General features: G+C 71.9%; 11 protein-coding genes. 7 read left to right on the top strand and 4 right to left on the bottom strand.

The features are described 5' to 3' along the window. Positions 1-47: 47 nt before the first annotated feature. Genes ACY34I_RS21750 through ACY34I_RS21740 form a run of 3 tightly spaced genes read right to left on the bottom strand, consistent with a single transcriptional unit; the run spans position 48 to position 2,664 of the window. Positions 48-941 (bottom strand): carbohydrate ABC transporter permease, encoded by an 894-nt coding sequence (locus ACY34I_RS21750; RefSeq protein WP_462756904.1) that lies wholly within the window; start codon positions 939-941, stop codon positions 48-50. Further along, positions 938-1,846 (bottom strand): carbohydrate ABC transporter permease, encoded by a 909-nt coding sequence (locus tag ACY34I_RS21745; protein ID WP_462756902.1) that lies wholly within the window; start codon positions 1,844-1,846, stop codon positions 938-940. Before ACY34I_RS21745 ends, ACY34I_RS21750 begins: the two co-directional genes overlap by 4 nt. Beyond that, positions 1,843-2,664 carry an IclR family transcriptional regulator gene (locus tag ACY34I_RS21740; RefSeq protein ID WP_462756900.1) on the bottom strand — a complete coding sequence of 274 codons (822 nt, stop codon included), beginning with the start codon at positions 2,662-2,664 and terminating at the stop codon, positions 1,843-1,845. The genes ACY34I_RS21745 and ACY34I_RS21740 overlap by 4 nt, the downstream gene beginning before the upstream one ends. A gap of 82 nt (positions 2,665-2,746) precedes the next feature. Between ACY34I_RS21740 and ACY34I_RS21735 the strand changes: the two genes are divergently transcribed. From ACY34I_RS21735 to ACY34I_RS21720, 4 genes are read left to right on the top strand one after another with little or no spacing between them, the layout of a single operon-like run. Beyond that, positions 2,747-3,895 carry a mandelate racemase/muconate lactonizing enzyme family protein gene (locus ACY34I_RS21735; protein ID WP_462756898.1) on the top strand — a complete coding sequence of 383 codons (1,149 nt, stop codon included), beginning with the start codon at positions 2,747-2,749 and terminating at the stop codon, positions 3,893-3,895. Further along, entirely contained in the window at positions 3,892-4,788 is an 897-nt protein-coding gene (locus tag ACY34I_RS21730; protein WP_462756896.1) for a dihydrodipicolinate synthase family protein, read from the top strand. The genes ACY34I_RS21735 and ACY34I_RS21730 overlap by 4 nt, the downstream gene beginning before the upstream one ends. Next, complete coding sequence (locus ACY34I_RS21725) at positions 4,785-5,501, top strand: SDR family NAD(P)-dependent oxidoreductase (RefSeq protein WP_462756894.1); 717 nt, start codon at positions 4,785-4,787, stop codon at positions 5,499-5,501. Before ACY34I_RS21730 ends, ACY34I_RS21725 begins: the two co-directional genes overlap by 4 nt. After that, positions 5,498-6,505 (top strand): sugar kinase, encoded by a 1,008-nt coding sequence (locus ACY34I_RS21720; protein ID WP_462756892.1) that lies wholly within the window; start codon positions 5,498-5,500, stop codon positions 6,503-6,505. Before ACY34I_RS21725 ends, ACY34I_RS21720 begins: the two co-directional genes overlap by 4 nt. 63 nt (positions 6,506-6,568) lie before the next feature. Here ACY34I_RS21720 and ACY34I_RS21715 read toward each other — a convergent pair whose 3' ends face one another. Next, on the bottom strand, positions 6,569-9,466 hold the full coding sequence (locus tag ACY34I_RS21715; RefSeq protein WP_462756890.1) for a hypothetical protein: 2,898 nt from the start codon (positions 9,464-9,466) through the stop codon (positions 6,569-6,571). A 374-nt stretch (positions 9,467-9,840) separates the two neighbouring features. On the opposite strand from ACY34I_RS21715, the gene ACY34I_RS21710 reads away from it, so the two are divergent. The 3 genes from ACY34I_RS21710 to ACY34I_RS21700 all read left to right on the top strand — a co-directional run bounded on the left by ACY34I_RS21710 (position 9,841) and on the right by ACY34I_RS21700 (position 14,100). After that, the gene (locus ACY34I_RS21710; RefSeq protein ID WP_462756888.1) at positions 9,841-11,991 is read left to right on the top strand and encodes a sialate O-acetylesterase; all 2,151 of its coding nucleotides are present in this window, start codon (positions 9,841-9,843) and stop codon (positions 11,989-11,991) included. A gap of 870 nt (positions 11,992-12,861) precedes the next feature. After that, positions 12,862-13,509: a CatB-related O-acetyltransferase gene (locus ACY34I_RS21705; RefSeq protein ID WP_462756886.1), complete on the top strand. Its 648-nt coding sequence runs from the start codon at positions 12,862-12,864 to the stop codon at positions 13,507-13,509. Positions 13,510-13,728: 219 nt separating this feature from the next. Further along, positions 13,729-14,100: an ArsR/SmtB family transcription factor gene (locus tag ACY34I_RS21700; RefSeq protein ID WP_462756884.1), complete on the top strand. Its 372-nt coding sequence runs from the start codon at positions 13,729-13,731 to the stop codon at positions 14,098-14,100. The last annotated feature ends 312 nt before the right edge of the window (positions 14,101-14,412 follow it).

The following is a 14,412-nucleotide window of genomic DNA, read 5'->3' as shown; positions in this document are numbered from 1 at the left end:
CCTGTCGACTGTGGTGGTTCCGGCCGGTGGCCGGGGTTGGGTGGGGGTCAGCCCTTCACCGCGCCGCTGGTGAGACCGGCGACGAGGTAGCGCTGGAGCACGATGAAGCCGATGACGACGGGCAGCGACACGACGAGCGAGGCGGCCATGAGGTCGGGCCAGGCCGCCTGGAACTCGCCCAGGTAGGTGTTGACCAGACCCGGCGGCAGCGTCTGCTTCTCGGGTCCGGCGAGGGTGAGCGCGAAGATGAAGTCGTTCCAGCCGCGGATGAACGCGAACAGCCCGGTGGCGACGAGGCCGGGCAGGCTCACCGGCAGCAGGATGCGATGGATGATGGCGGCCTGGCCGGCGCCGTCCACCTTGGCTGCCTCGATCAGCTCGTCGGGGATCGTGTCGAAGAACCCTTTGAGCATCCAGACGCACAGCGGGAGGGTGAACGTGGTGAACGACAGGACCAGCGCGAGGTAGGTGTTGAGCAGCCCGTAGGCGCTGAAGACCAGGTAGAGCGTGATCAGGAGCAGGGCCTGCGGGAACATCTGGGAGGCGAGCACCAGATACATGAGCGAGCGGCGGCCGCGGTATCGGAACTTCGCGAAGGAGTATGCGGTGTAGGCCGAGACGATCACGGTGAGCAGCGCGGTCAGCAGGGACACGATGAGGCTGTTGCCGAGGTAGCGGGCGAGCGCCGGGTTGTCGGCCAGGTTGGTGAAGTGCTCGAAGGTGACCGTGTCCGGCCACAGTCGGGGTGGGAACGCGAATGCGTCGTCGTTCGGGGTGAGCGCGGTGACGAGCAGCCAGTAGACCGGGCCGAAGGCGAACACCCCGATCGCGGCCACGGTGGCGGCGGCGCCGAGCGGTCGCGGTCGCCGCCGGCGGGGTGACGGTTGCGGCGACGGGCGGCGAGCCGGCGTCGCGATGGTGGCAGGTTCCGCGAGGGTCACGGCTTCTCTCCCCGTTCCGAGGCCCACACGTAGATCACGACGAGGATGGACAGCAGCACCATCCACAGGGCGCCGAGGGCGCCGGCCCGGCCCAGGTCGAAGCCCTTGAACGCGGTGTCGTAGACGGAGACGGCGAAGGTGGTCGTGGCTCCCGCCGGACCGCCGCCGGTCAGCACGTAGATGGTGTCGAAGTGCTGGAAGTTCCAGATGGTCTCCAGCAGCAGGACCACGCCGATGATGCCGCGCAGGTGCGGCAGGGTGACGTGCCAGAATCGGCGGACCGGGCCGGCCCCGTCGAGCGCGGCGGCCTCGTGCAGCGCTTGGGGCACGGTCTGCAGCCCGGCCAGCAACATCACCATCATCCAGGGAAAGCTGGCCCAGGACTTGGCCACGATCACCGCCGCCATCGCCGTGCCGGGCTGCCCGAGCCAGCTGATCGGTTCGTCGACCAGCCCGACCCGCACCAGCAGCCCGTTGAGCACCCCGTAGTTGGCGTTGAAGATCCACATCCAGACGAACGAGACCACCACTCCGGGGATCACCCAGGGGAAGAGGAAGAGGCCGCGCAGCACGCCCCGTCCGGGCAGCCGGGTGTGCAGCGCGAGGGCGAGGGCGAACCCGATCACGAATGGGATGAGGGTGCAGGCGACGGTGAACACGAGGGTGTGCTGGAGCACCGGCCAGAACTCGTCGGCGAGCACCGTCCGGAAGTTGTCCAGCCCGGCGAAGCTGCGCCCGGGCAGCACCAGGCTCTGCCGGAACAGGCTGGTGGACAGGGAGCCGACCAGGGGGTAGAGCACGATCGCCCCGAACAGCACCAGCGCCGGCAGGGTGAGCAGGAAGCCGAAGGACCGGTCGGAGAGGCCGCGCCCTGCTCCGGGCGGCCGGGCCGTCGGGGTGGTCACGACACCACCTCGGGCAGCGCGATCTGCTGCGGGGTCACGTGGGCGGGGCCGACGTAGCCGAGGCCGATGCTGACCGAGTCGGCGGCCTCGATCACGGCCCGCGCGAGTTCGGCCTCGCGGGTTGCCAGGTCGATCGCGGACAGCGGGCCGGAGACCGACAGCCCGGCGACCACCGCCCCGGAGGCATCGCGGATCGGCGCGGCGACGCAGGCCCGGCCCAGGGCCAGCTCTTCGATCTCGGTGGAGTAGCCGCGGGCGAGGGTACGGGCGATCTCCTCGTCGAGTTGCTCGTGGCTGTTGATGGTGCGGTGCGTGTAGGCGTGCAGGGTGGTGCCGGGCAGCAGGTCGCGCCGTTCGTCGGCGGTCAGCCCGGACAGCAGGGCCTTGCCGAGGCCGGTGGCGTGCAGGGGGTTGTACTGCCCGGCGAGGACGAATGCCCGGGGTGCCTGGCGCCCCTCGAAGTTGAGCAGGTAGAACAGTCGGTCACCGCGCCGTACCGCCACGTTGGCGCCCAGCCCCAGCTCGGCGGCGAGGTTCTGCGCGGTTTGGCGCGCCTCCCGGTGCACGGGGTGGTTGTTGAGCACCGTTCCGCCCAGTGAGACCACGTCCAGCCCGAGCCGGTAGAGGCCGCTGACTGGGTCCCGGTCGACGAAGCCGGCCGCCTCCAGCGTGGCCAGCAGCCGGGACGCGGTGGACAGGCCCAGCCCCGTCGCCTTGGCCACATCGGACACCCGCAACTCGGATCGCCCGGCGCTCAGTGCCCGCAGCACGCCCAGTGCCCGCTCAACGCTCTGGTTGCTGCCCGCTTCCGCTGCCATCGGAACCCTCTCTGGAAGTTGCTTGCGCGATACGGCAAGATATCCCGCATGTTGCATGTGGTCAACCGTATGCCGGGGGTTCATGGTGAGGATTGAGTGCGTCGAGACTCACGTGGTGAAGCTGCGCCCGCCGGAGGCGTACCTCGGTGCCCGGCCGGACGGCGACCACGGTGACGACTACTACCTACGGCCGCCCTGGCGCAGCCTCTACTCGGACCGTTTCGAGACGCTGCTGGTCAAGCTGACCGCCGACGACGGCACGTACGGCTGGGGCGAGGCGCTCGCTCCCGTGGCGCCCGAGGTGCCGCAGGCGATCGTCGACCGGCTGCTCGCCCCCGCGCTGATCGGGCAGGATCCGCGGCGCGTACGCCCGCTGTGGACGCGGCTGACCGGGCTCATGCGGGAACGGGGCCACCTGGTCGGGCACCAGGCCGACGCGCTGGCCGCCGTCGACACCGCGCTGTGGGACCTCGCCGGCAAGGCGTACGGGATGCCGGTGCACGCGCTGCTCGGCGGCGCGTTCCGCACCAAGGTGCCCACGTACGTCTCCGGGTTGCCCCGCCCGACCGACAGCGAGCGGGTCGAACTCGCCGCCGACTGGGTCCGACAGGGCGTACGCGCGATCAAACTGCACCTCGGCCACGGCGTGGACGCCGATCTCGCCACCTACGACGCGGTCGCCGCCACGCACCCCGAGCTGCGTGTCGCGGTCGACGCGCACTGGGCCTACGACACCGCGGACGCCCTGCGGCTGGGCCGGGCGCTGGACGAGCGGCGGGCCTGGTTCCTGGAGGCGCCCCTGGTGCCCGAGGACGTCGACGGCCACCGGGAACTCGCCGCGGCGATCGCCACCCCGGTCGCCGTCGGTGAGGCCCTGCGCAACCGGTACGAGTTCCGGGCCTGGCTGGCCGCCCGCGCGGTCGACCTGTGCCAACCGGACGTCGCCCGCACCGGGATCACCGAGGCGATGGCGATCGCGGAGGTCGCCGCCGCTCACCACGTCCCGGTGGCCCCGCACCACTCGGTCGGCCTCGGCGTCGCGGTCGCCGCCGGCCTGCATGTCGCCGCCGCCATCGACGCGATGCCGGCGTTCGAGTTCCAACCCGGGACCATGAGGGTCGCCAGCCGAATCCTCACCGTCCCGCTGGCCGGAGGCCCGGTCTCCTTCCCGCTCCCCGACTCCCCCGGCCTCGGCGTGGATGTCGACCACTCTCTCCTGGAGGACCTGTGACCCGATCGTCCGACGTACGCGGCCTGATCCCCGTGCTCGCCACCCCTTTCTCCGCCGGCGGCGAGCTCGACCTCGACTCGCTGCGCCGGCTGGTCGACTTCCAGATCACCTCCGGGGTCGACGGCGTCGCGGTGTTCGGTTTCGCCAGCGAGGGGTTCGCGCTCACCGCCGCCGAGCGCGCCACCATCCTCGACGTGGTGACCGCCGCCGTCGGCCCGGACCTGCCGGTCGTCGCCGGGGTCGCGGCCACCGGCACCGCCGACGCCGTGGAGCAGACGCGGCGCGCGGCCGACCACGGGGCCAGCGCCGTCATGGTCGTGCCGCCGCACATGGTCAAGCCCGGTCCGGGGCAGATCGTGGACTTCTACGGCACGGTGGCCCGCGACGGCGGCCTGCCGGTGATGGTGCAGGACGCGCCCGGATCCACCGGGGTCACCATGCCGGTGTCGCTGATCGCCGACCTGTCCAAGCTGGACGGGGTCACCTCGGTCAAGGTCGAGGCGCCGCCGACCGCGCCGAAGCTCGGGGCGGTGGTGGACGCCGTCGCACCGGACTTCCTGGTCCTCGGCGGGCAGAACGCCCTGTTCCTGCTGGAGGAGTACCGGCTCGGCGCCGCCGGCACCATGCCCGCCTGCGAGTTCCCGGATCTGCTGCGGCCCGTGCTGGACGCCTGGGCGGCCGGGGACGCCGCGTCCGCCCGGGCCGGGTTCAACCGGCTGCTGCCCCTGGTGCGTTTCGGCCTGCAACCCGGGATCGCCTGGTCGGTGCACAAGCACGTCCTGGTCCGTCGGGGCGTCATCGACAGCCCGGCCGTGCGGCCACCGGCGGTCGACGCCGATCCGGGTACCCTCGCCGGGCTGGCCGACATCCTCGACGACCTGGGAATCCGGTGAGCCGCGGGGTACTCGTCGTCGGCGCCAGTTCCCCGATCGGACGGGCGATCGGCCGGGCGTTCGCTGCCGCCGGGGACACCGTCGTCGGCGCCGCGCTGGACCGCCCGGGCGAGCCGTCGTACGCCGTCGAACTGGTGCTGGACTGCGCGACCGCCGCCGGGGCCGAGGCGGCGGTGGCCGCCACCGTCGACGCGGCCGGGCGGCTCGACGTCGTGGTCCTCGCGGCCGCCGTCATGCCGGTGGCCGCCGTCACCGCCACCACCGACGCGCAGTGGCGGTCGACGCTGGACGCCACCCTCGGCACCGCCTTCGCGGTCAGCCGCGCGGCGCTGCCGGTGCTGCCGAGGGGCGGCGCCATCGTGGCGGTGAGTTCGGTCAACGCCACCCTGGCCGCGCCGGGGCTACCCGCGTACGCGGCGGCTAAGGCGGGACTGGAGGGCCTGATCCGCCAGCTCGCGCTGGAGTACGGGCCGGCCGGGGTGCGGGTGAACGCCGTCGCGCCGGGCCTGATCGGCGGTACGGACCTGCCGGACGCGGCGGCGGGCTACCCGCTGGGGCGCACCGGCACCCCGGAGGAGGTGGCGGCGGCGGTGCTGTTCCTGGCCGGGGCCGGGTTCGTGACCGGCGCCGTGGTGCCGGTCGACGGTGGGCTGTCCATCGCGTCCCCCGCCGCGTTCCTCCGCGACGACCTGCGTGCGAGGTGGCTGGAGTGACCACACCGGCCGCGCCCGCCCGGCTCGACCTGGTCGGGCTGGGCGAGGCGATGGTGCTCTTCCAGCCGCCGCCGGGGGCCCTGCTGCACGACACCGGCGCCGTCGAGGTCCACGTGGCCGGGGCGGAGTTCAACCTCTGTGTGGCGGCGGCCCGGCTCGGCATCGGCGCGGGTTTCTGCAGCCGGGTCGGCGCCGACCCGCTCGGCAGGCGGGTGCTGGCCGAGGCCGAAGCCGCCGACGTGGACGCCGCGCTGGTGGCGGTCGACCCCGAGCACCCCACCGGTCTGTTCCTCAAGGACGCCCGGCCCGACGGGCAGCGGAGGGTCTACTACTACCGGCGCGGCTCGGCCGCCGCGCATCTCGACGAGGCCGACGCGGCCCGACTGCTCGCCGCCCGACCCCGGATGGTGGCCGTCTCCGGCGTCACGCTCGCGCTGGGCCCGGGCCCCCGGGCTGCGGTGGCGTCGGTGGTCCGCGATGCCCGGCGGGTCGGTACGGCCGTGGCACTCGACCCGAACCTGCGCCCCGCCCTCGGTGCGGTCGAACGGCAGGCCGCCGACGTGCGAGCGCTGCTCGGGCAGGTCGACGTCCTGCTGCTCGGGACCGACGAGGCGGGGCCGGTCCTCGGCGTACGCGATCCGTCCGACCCGGACGAGGTGTTCGCCGCGGCGGCCGCCGCCGGCGTACGGGAAACCGTCCTCAAGGCCGGCGCGGGCGGCTGCTACCACGCCGGCGGGACGCGGGGCGCGGTGCATCTGCCGAGCGCCGCCACGGTGGTGGTGGATCCGGTCGGCGCCGGCGACGCCTTCGCGGGCGGCTACCTGACCGGCCGCCTGCGGGGGGTCCCGCCGGCCGGCGCCGCCGCACTGGGCAACGCGCTCGCTGCCGCGGTGGTCGCCGCGCCGGGCGACACCGCGGGCCTGCCCGACCGGTCGTCGGCCGCCGCGCTGCTCGACGAGGTGCGGGGCCGGTGGTCCGGGGGCTCGGCACCGCCGTCCGGGTGAGCCGGGCCGGAGCGCGTCGGCCGCGGTGCCGGGTGGCGTGCGGCCACCCGGCACCGCGGCGCCTCACGCGTCCGGGCCGTCCTGCTCGATCACGTCCTGGCCGCCGGCGCCGTTGAGCACGTCGTGACCGGCGCCGCCGTACAGCCGGTCGTCGCCGGGGCCGCCGGTCACCACGTCGTCGCCGGCGCCGCCGAGCAGCACGTTGTCGCCCCGGCCGCCGACCAGCCGATCCGCGCCGCCACCGCCGCAGATGACGTCGTCACCGTCCAGGCCGATGATCACGTCGTCGCCGCCCTTGCCGACGATGACGTCGTCGCCGGCCGTACCGGTCAGCCGGTCGGCCTGGTCGGTGCCGACGATGGTCGCCGGCCGGCCGAGACACAGCGGTGCGGTGACGGCCAGCTCGGCCGCGTGCGTGAAGTCGCCGAAGCCGTAGGAGACGGTCACGGTGTCGCCGAAGGCCGCGCCGAGCGAGGCCAGGTCCAGGTCGGCGGTGTACGTGGTGGCGTTCTGGCCGGTCTGCACGGCGACGAGCCGCTGCGGGGCCCGGTCGTTGACGCGGACCCACACGTCGGCCTGGTCCAGTGCCGTCGCGTCGAGGTTGAGCGGCGCGGTCAGGCGGATCGTCGCGCGGGTTCCCTCGGGCATCCGGTCGAGCGCCGCGCTCGTTCCGTCGAGCACCCGTACGGCGGTGGTGTCGGCCGCGCGCCACGCCAGCGCCTCGTTCCACGCGGTGTTGAAGGTGACCCAGCCCTCGGAGTGGCCGATGTTCCCGGCGCCCGGGTTGTAGGGGTAGTGGGCGTTCTTGGGGCTGCCGTCGAGTACCCCACGCGCCCCCTGCAGGCGTCCCGCCCCGCCCTGGTACTCCGAGTACCAGCCGCGTTCCGCGCCCTCGAATCCCCACTGGGTGGTCGCGGCCCGGTAGGACGCGTGCCGGCCGGTCGGGTTGCGGCCGAAGATGTCGTCGACGTGGGCGACGGCGATCTGACGGAGCCGGGTGGCCATCGGGTCGTCGCCGAGCACCCGGGCGGCGGCGAGCGCCGGCGCGGCGAAGCCGGCGACGTTGCCGGTCTCGTTCGGGTCGCTGGCCGAACCACCGCCGCTGAAGGGTGGGATGGTCCACCGGTCGGCGGAGTATCGGCGGAAGTCCCAGAGGTTGTCGGAACGCTCGATCATCACCCGGGCCCAGTCGCGGATGAAGTCCCGGGTGCCGGCCGGGGCCTGGTCGGGGTGTGCCGACAGCAGTCGGACGAGGCCGGTGATGAGGTGGTACTCCCCCTGCCGCTGGCCCTTGGTGACGGTCGGGTCGGCGACGTCCAGGTGGTCGACGAGCCAGGCCGCCTGGGCGCGAGCCGCCGCGAGGTAGCGGTCGGCGTCGTCGCGTCCCTCCCGCTTGGCGACCTCGTACATCATCACGTTCGGCCAGACCGAGTGGCCCGGCGGCAGCTCACCCTTGCCCGTGCCCACCTGGGTGTAGATCTGGAAGAGGTTGGCGGTGTGCGGGGTGTTGTCGTACCAGGCGAACCGGTCCTTCGCCTCGTCGCCCCAGATCGGGAACAGGTAGTCGCGGGCCCGCTCGTAGACCTCCCGCGGGATGTACTCCTGCAGGTAGGGGTAGGCGTAGAGGAAGGCGGCGAGTTGTTCCTTGAGCAGGGTGTGGTTGACCTTCCCGCCGAGGTAGACCTCGACCGCCCAGTGGATCAGTCGGACGATCTCGGGCGTGTCCGGCGGCAGTTGCACCGGCAGCCCGACGTACCGGGCGTCGGGGTCCTTGATCTGCGCGAACGCCGACGGGTTGGCCAGGTACATGTCGATCAGCGAGGGAAGCTCGAACGACATCTGGTGCGAGTCCCGCCAGCCGACGCCGTTGGCGCAGTTCTGGGCGTCCGTGCCGCCGTAGACCATCTTGCTGAAGTCGCCGTAGTAGCACCGGACGTCGGTCATGAACTCGACGGCGCGGCGGTAGGACACCCGCTCGATCCAGTCCGCCCCGATCCCGAACGGCACCGACGACCCGGTGCCCGCCGATCCGTCGACCAGGACGGTGAACGGGCCGGTGTCCGCGGGGTCGAAGCCGGTGAGGTCGCCTACCTGGCCGCGTAGGGTGCCCTCGTACCGTACGGTCCCGGCCGCGTCGGTGACCCGGAACCGGTCGCCGTCCAGGGCCCGCGGCGCGGTGAACCGCTTCGCCTGGCCGAGGTTGTAGCCGCTCTGGTTGACGAAGACGGGCTGGTCGGCGTCGGGCTCGCCGGGTGGGGTCCAGTCGCATCCCGCCGCGGTGGTGGGATGCCCGGCCGGTACGCCGTCCAGGGCGTTCACCACGACGCCGGTGAAGGACGCCCGGGCGTGGTAGACCCCGAGGCCGATGGTGCCGCCGGCGGCCGGCGCGTCGACCACCGCCACCCGTTGCGCGTCGATCTCCACGACCGAGATGTTGTTGGCCCGCCGGATGACCAGGTCGTGCCACTCTCCCTGGCGCACCGGTGCCGGGCCTTGGCACACGTTCCGGGTCACCGGGCGGGCGATCTGCACGCCGGACCAGCCGGCGAGTTGGGCGGCCAGGTTGTTCTGGGTGACCGCGTACGGCTCGCGGAAGTCGGTCAGCAGGGAGACGGTGGGCGAGCTGGCGGTCGCCTCGACGCGGACGCGGGCCCGCAGCTCGTACGCCGCGGGCAGGCCGACGGGTGTGCTCGGGGTGATGTATCGGCCCGAGGTCTGGGTGCGGGTGTCGACCGTGACGTACGGGAACTCGCCGCTGCCCGTCGTCCATTCGTCGAGCGACCCGGTCAGGGCGCGCCAGCCGGCGAGGCCCGTGGTGAAGTCGTCGAAGTAGAGCTGCTGGGCCGCCGCCGCGACGTCGTCCGGAGCGGCGGCCGCCGCGGTTCCGGCTGACAGGGCGGCGGACGCCACCAGGATCGGCGCCAGGGCCGCGGCGGCCCATCGGCGCGTACGTGTGGTCAAGAAGACCTCCTCGTGGTGGGCGGGCGGTTGCTCTGGGAGTTCGTCGTACGGCTCGAGATCGACCCACTTACGGCAAGCAGCTGCCGGGAAATGCCGATTGCCACGCAGGTTTCGGGGGTGCGCTTGCGATATGTGAGAAGTTAATGCGCCTGTTGCATGTCGTCAATCAGTGCGAAGCTGGAAAGCGTCATCCCCGCGCGCCTGGCCCTCTGTGGACGCCAGCCGGTCGCCCGCTCGTCGCCCCAGAGCGCGCTCCCGTCGCGGGGATCCGACCATTCACCGCAATCACATTGCAGTACGTAAATGTCCGCTGCTAGTCATGGGGCACGTCGTTCCGGCGGACGCGAACTACGACCTTGCTGGAGGTACGAGTCATGCCCCGTCCACCCTTCTCCCCCGGGCTCCGCGATGCGGCGCCACGACCACGCGGCGTCGCCCTCATTGCGGCCGGCCTGCTCCTGCTGTCCTCGATCGCGGTAACGTCCGGGCCGGCGGCCGCCGCCAGCCCGGCGCTCACCCTCGAACCGGCAGTCGACGACACGGCCTGCTCCGCGAACGTCGACGGCACAGCCGAGTTCACCCCCGTCCTCTCGCTCGACCTGCCGACCCGGGCGACCTGGCTCAACCAGACCCCGCCGTACACCTTCGACCGCACCGACACGGTGGCCGCCGGCTTCGACCGGGTCGGCTACTGCCTGGAGCTGGACGGCCCGGCGGGCCCGCAGTGGGTCTGGACGGCCATGGAGCCCTTCACCACGGACGCGCACCGCCTCGGCCTGCCCACCCGCACCGGGGAGATCACCCGCCAGCGGGTGAACGACCTGGACGTGGCCTCCAATGTTTCCAGCGTCACCACGGGCACCGGCCTGGCCGGCTACCTGGAGATGTGGCCCAACACCTACGGCACGGGCTCGTCCCGGCAGGTCTCCGGTGCCTCGTCCACCAGCTACGACGCCGACGACACCGTCAACGCCTCCGGCGGGTACGGGTCGTTCCAGGTGCACCAGGTCGGCGCCAACCGCCCCTCGCCGGACGCGCCGCGCACCGTACTGGCGGTCAACACCTTCACGTCCACCGGCGCGGCGCTCTCGCTCGGCATCGGCTCCGCGCCAACCGGTCACCCGGACTGGACGTTCGCCGGGAACGCCGGCACGTTCACCCAACGACGGCTGACCGTGTACGCCCGTTCCTCCGTGCTGACCCTGGATCAGCACCCGCAGGACCGCCAGTTGTATCCCCGGGACGCCGCGAACGGCGCCACCGTGCCGGTGTCCGGAGTAGTGACCGATCCGCGGGTCAAGGCGGTTCAGCTCCACGTCACCAGCGGCGACGACGAGTGGACCTACACGGCCCCGGTCACCGACCGGCGCGACTTCTCGTTCCGCCCCCGCATCGACGCCGCGTTGCGCGAGTACCGGTTCGAGCTACGCGCGCTGGGCGCCCAGGTGACCCGCCGGGTGGACGTATGGGAAGGCATCCTGGCCGGCGACGTCTACGTCATCCAGGGCCAGTCCAACGCCGTGTCGGCCACCTACAAGGGTTCCTCGGCCGGCGAGGAGTCGCCGTACATCCGCAGCTACGGGTCTCCTACGGCCGAGCCAGTCCTGTCGGCGGCGGACCGGCGCTGGAACTACGCCGGCAGCGAGGTCACCAACCAGCCCGGCTCCATCGGGCAGTGGGGCATCCGCATGGCCCGGCGCATCGTGGACACCTACCAGGTGCCGGTGGCCATCCTCAACGGCGCGCACGGCGGCCGGCCGATCTCGTTCTTCCAACGCAACGACGCGGACCCGGACGACATCAGCACCAACTACGGCCGGCTGCGGCAACGCCTGGTGGGCGCCGGGGTGCTGGGCGACGTCCGCGGGCTGCTCTGGTATCAGGGCGAGTCCGACAACGACCAGGCGGGCGTACACGTCACCGGCTTCACCGCGCTGCTCGACGACTGGCGAGCCGAGCTGGGCGCCGACCTCGCCGAGGGGACCCGGTACTTCGTCTACCAGGTGCGTACCTCGCCATGCAGCAACAGCACCACCGGCGCGCTGCGCGAGGCGCAGCGGCAGATGGGCGACACGCTCGGCGTGACCCTGCTGTCGACCAACGGCCTGTCGGGCCACGACGGCTGCCACTACGCATGGGAGCAGGGCTACCGGGAGATGGGCGACCACACGTTCGCGGTGGTCGCCCGCGACCTCTACCACGGACCTGGTGCGGGGGTCGCCCCGCCGAACCCGAGCACCGCGGCGTTCTCGAACCCCGAGCGCACCGAGATCACCATCCAGCTGCGCAGCGACGACCCGCTGACGGTCGAGCCGGGTTCCGCGGCGGACTTCCGGGTCAACGGGACCGCGGTCACCGTGACCGATGTCGAGTACGTCGCCGGCGGCCGGCTGAAGCTGACCCTCTCCGCGCCCGCCGACGGCGCGACGGGCGTGAGCTACCTCAGCCACCTGCGGGCCGGACCCTGGATCGTCAACGCGACCGGCAGCGGCCTGCTGACCTTCTACAACCTGCCGATCACCTGATCGGCCCCGAGTCGGGCAGGACGCGGTCACCGGCAACCGCGTCCTGCCCGCCTACGAGGTGGACCCATGGCGCCGGCCGAGCTGGCCTGGCCGCCCGGTATTCGACAAGACCGCGCGCCCGAGCGCGCCGCACGGCCTGTGAGGCTCGGCCGGCGGCAAATTCGGATACCCGGATGGGTGGGCTCCGGGGGGAACAACAGACAGCGCCGGACGTGTCCGCAAGCATGTAGCCACTGCTTCCCGCGGCGTAGCCGATGGCCACGGGTCCATGCGTCGTCAACAACCGCCCAAAGACGAGCACCGGAGAGGGGTGGCTTGGAGGTGCCATGACCGAAAGCTCGTCTCCATTGCCGAGTCAACCGACGGATCAGTCGCCGAATTCATCGGGTGACCAGGCCGGCAGAGGCTCACCGCAGAAAGCGGTCGAGGTTGACGGAGCGGTTCAGCGGACGCGGGCAGTAACGGGACTGCTGGTGGTTGTCCTGAGCGATGCCGCCATAGTTGTCGCGTCAATTGTGGGTTTGGTTGCGCTGAGGTCAAAGTCGGCAGACTCCCAAGTCGTCGCGATCCTCACGAGCGCGTTCACCGCCATAACCTCCATCACGACCGCCTATTTCGGCATCCGAGCCGCCACGAACACCGCCCAGAGCTCGATCTCCGGGAGGCGGGATTGACAGAAGGCCTCGCAACTCTCGGTTAGCACTCCAACGTCACCTGGCTCGAGTCGTCCTCATCGAGCGGAATTCACTCAGGACCCTGGACCCGGATCCCGGCATGGAAGCGCTGCGGTCCGTGCTCGCCGGTGGTAGCCTGCGCCGGGCTTCGCGATCTTGGTTACGTCATTCCGGGGCCCGTTGAGGGAGGTTCACGATGGCAGGTGTTCCGGCGGATCCGGGTGTGCTGCATCCGATGCCCGAACAGCCGCGCGTGGTGCTGTTGAAGCCGATGGTCACCTCGCCGCTGATCGAGGTCGGGGAGTTCACCTACTACGACGACCCGGATGATCCGACCGCCTTCGAGACCCGCAACGTGCTGTATCACTACGGGCCGGAGAAGCTGATCATCGGGAAGTACTGCGCGCTGGGCGAGGGCGTGCGGTTCATCATGAACGGCGCCAACCACCGCATGGACGGCCCGTCGACCTTCCCGTTCCCGATCATGGGTGGTTCCTGGGTCGAACACTTCGATCTCATCACCGACCTGCCCGGACGGGGTGACACCGTGGTCGGCAACGACGTCTGGTTCGGATACCGGGCCATGGTGATGCCCGGCGTCCGTGTCGGCAGCGGCGCGATCATCGCTGCCGGGTCCGTCGTCGTCGATGACGTCCCCGCCTACGGCATCGTCGGCGGCAACCCGGCCAGGCTCATCCGCCGCCGCTACAGCGAGGAAGACGTCGCCCGCCTTCTGGCGGTCGCCTGGTGGGACTGGCCCACACAGCACATCACCGAGCACCTCCGCACGATCATGTCCGGCAGCATCGACGACCTCGAGGCCGCGGCACCCACGCACCGGTAGCGCCAGGCCGGGCCTTGCGGCACAACTCGCGGCCGGCGTCGTCGTTGACCAGCGCCGCACGAGAGCGGTATCGGGGCGATCTCCTGGAACACTTGCGCCCTGACGTGGGCTGCCGGCACGTCACCCTCACCGAAGGCAAACGCGTAAACGACTCATCGGCGATCGCCCATCGGGGTACTGGTCCGGGTTCCACCGGTCTACCGATGGTGTTGTGTAACGATGGAAGGCGTGGGAACTGCGAAAACAGCTATGCCTGCCATCTCGCCGCTGGCCGGCGAGCCAATCAAGCGTGCGGATGCCGAGCGGCTCGCGGGAGTGCTGAAGGCATTCGCCGACCCGGCTCGACTTCGGCTGCTCAGTCTGATCCAGTCCGCTCCGGAGGGCGAGGCGTCCGTGAGTGACCTCACCGCGCCACTCAAGCTCTCCCAGCCGACCGTGAGTCATCACCTTCGGATCCTCACCGAGGCCGGTCTGCTCGAGCGCGAGAAGCGCGGCGTCTGGGCGTACTACCGCGTGGTGCCGTCCGCGATCGCCGCGATAGCCGACCTGTTGACGCCGCCCCGCAAGCGGGCGACGAAGAAGGCTCGCTGAGCGGCCCTGCCGAAGACCACGCCGTCGTAGCGGGTGGGCGCGCATCACGCCTCGCCTCGTGGCGTCCTTCCGCGTGCCGGCGAACGCCCCTCGCGTACCCCGTGTCGCCCATACCGCGGACGCGCCCGTTGTCCAGCGGTGGCCGCACCGCCGGCTCGTCGTGCCCTGTCAGGACGACGAGCCGGCGGCGTACGACCTCGGCCGGCTCCTCGCCGGCGGCGCTCACGCCGCCCGGCTTTGGCGCCGTGGCCGCGCGGCCCCAATGACGCTTGGCGCCGCCACCTGGCGAACCTGCGGCGAGGAGCCTTCCAT

Source organism: Micromonospora sp. RTBAU3-60 (genome assembly GCF_054963695.1).
This window is presented reverse-complemented; position numbering and strand designations above follow the sequence as displayed.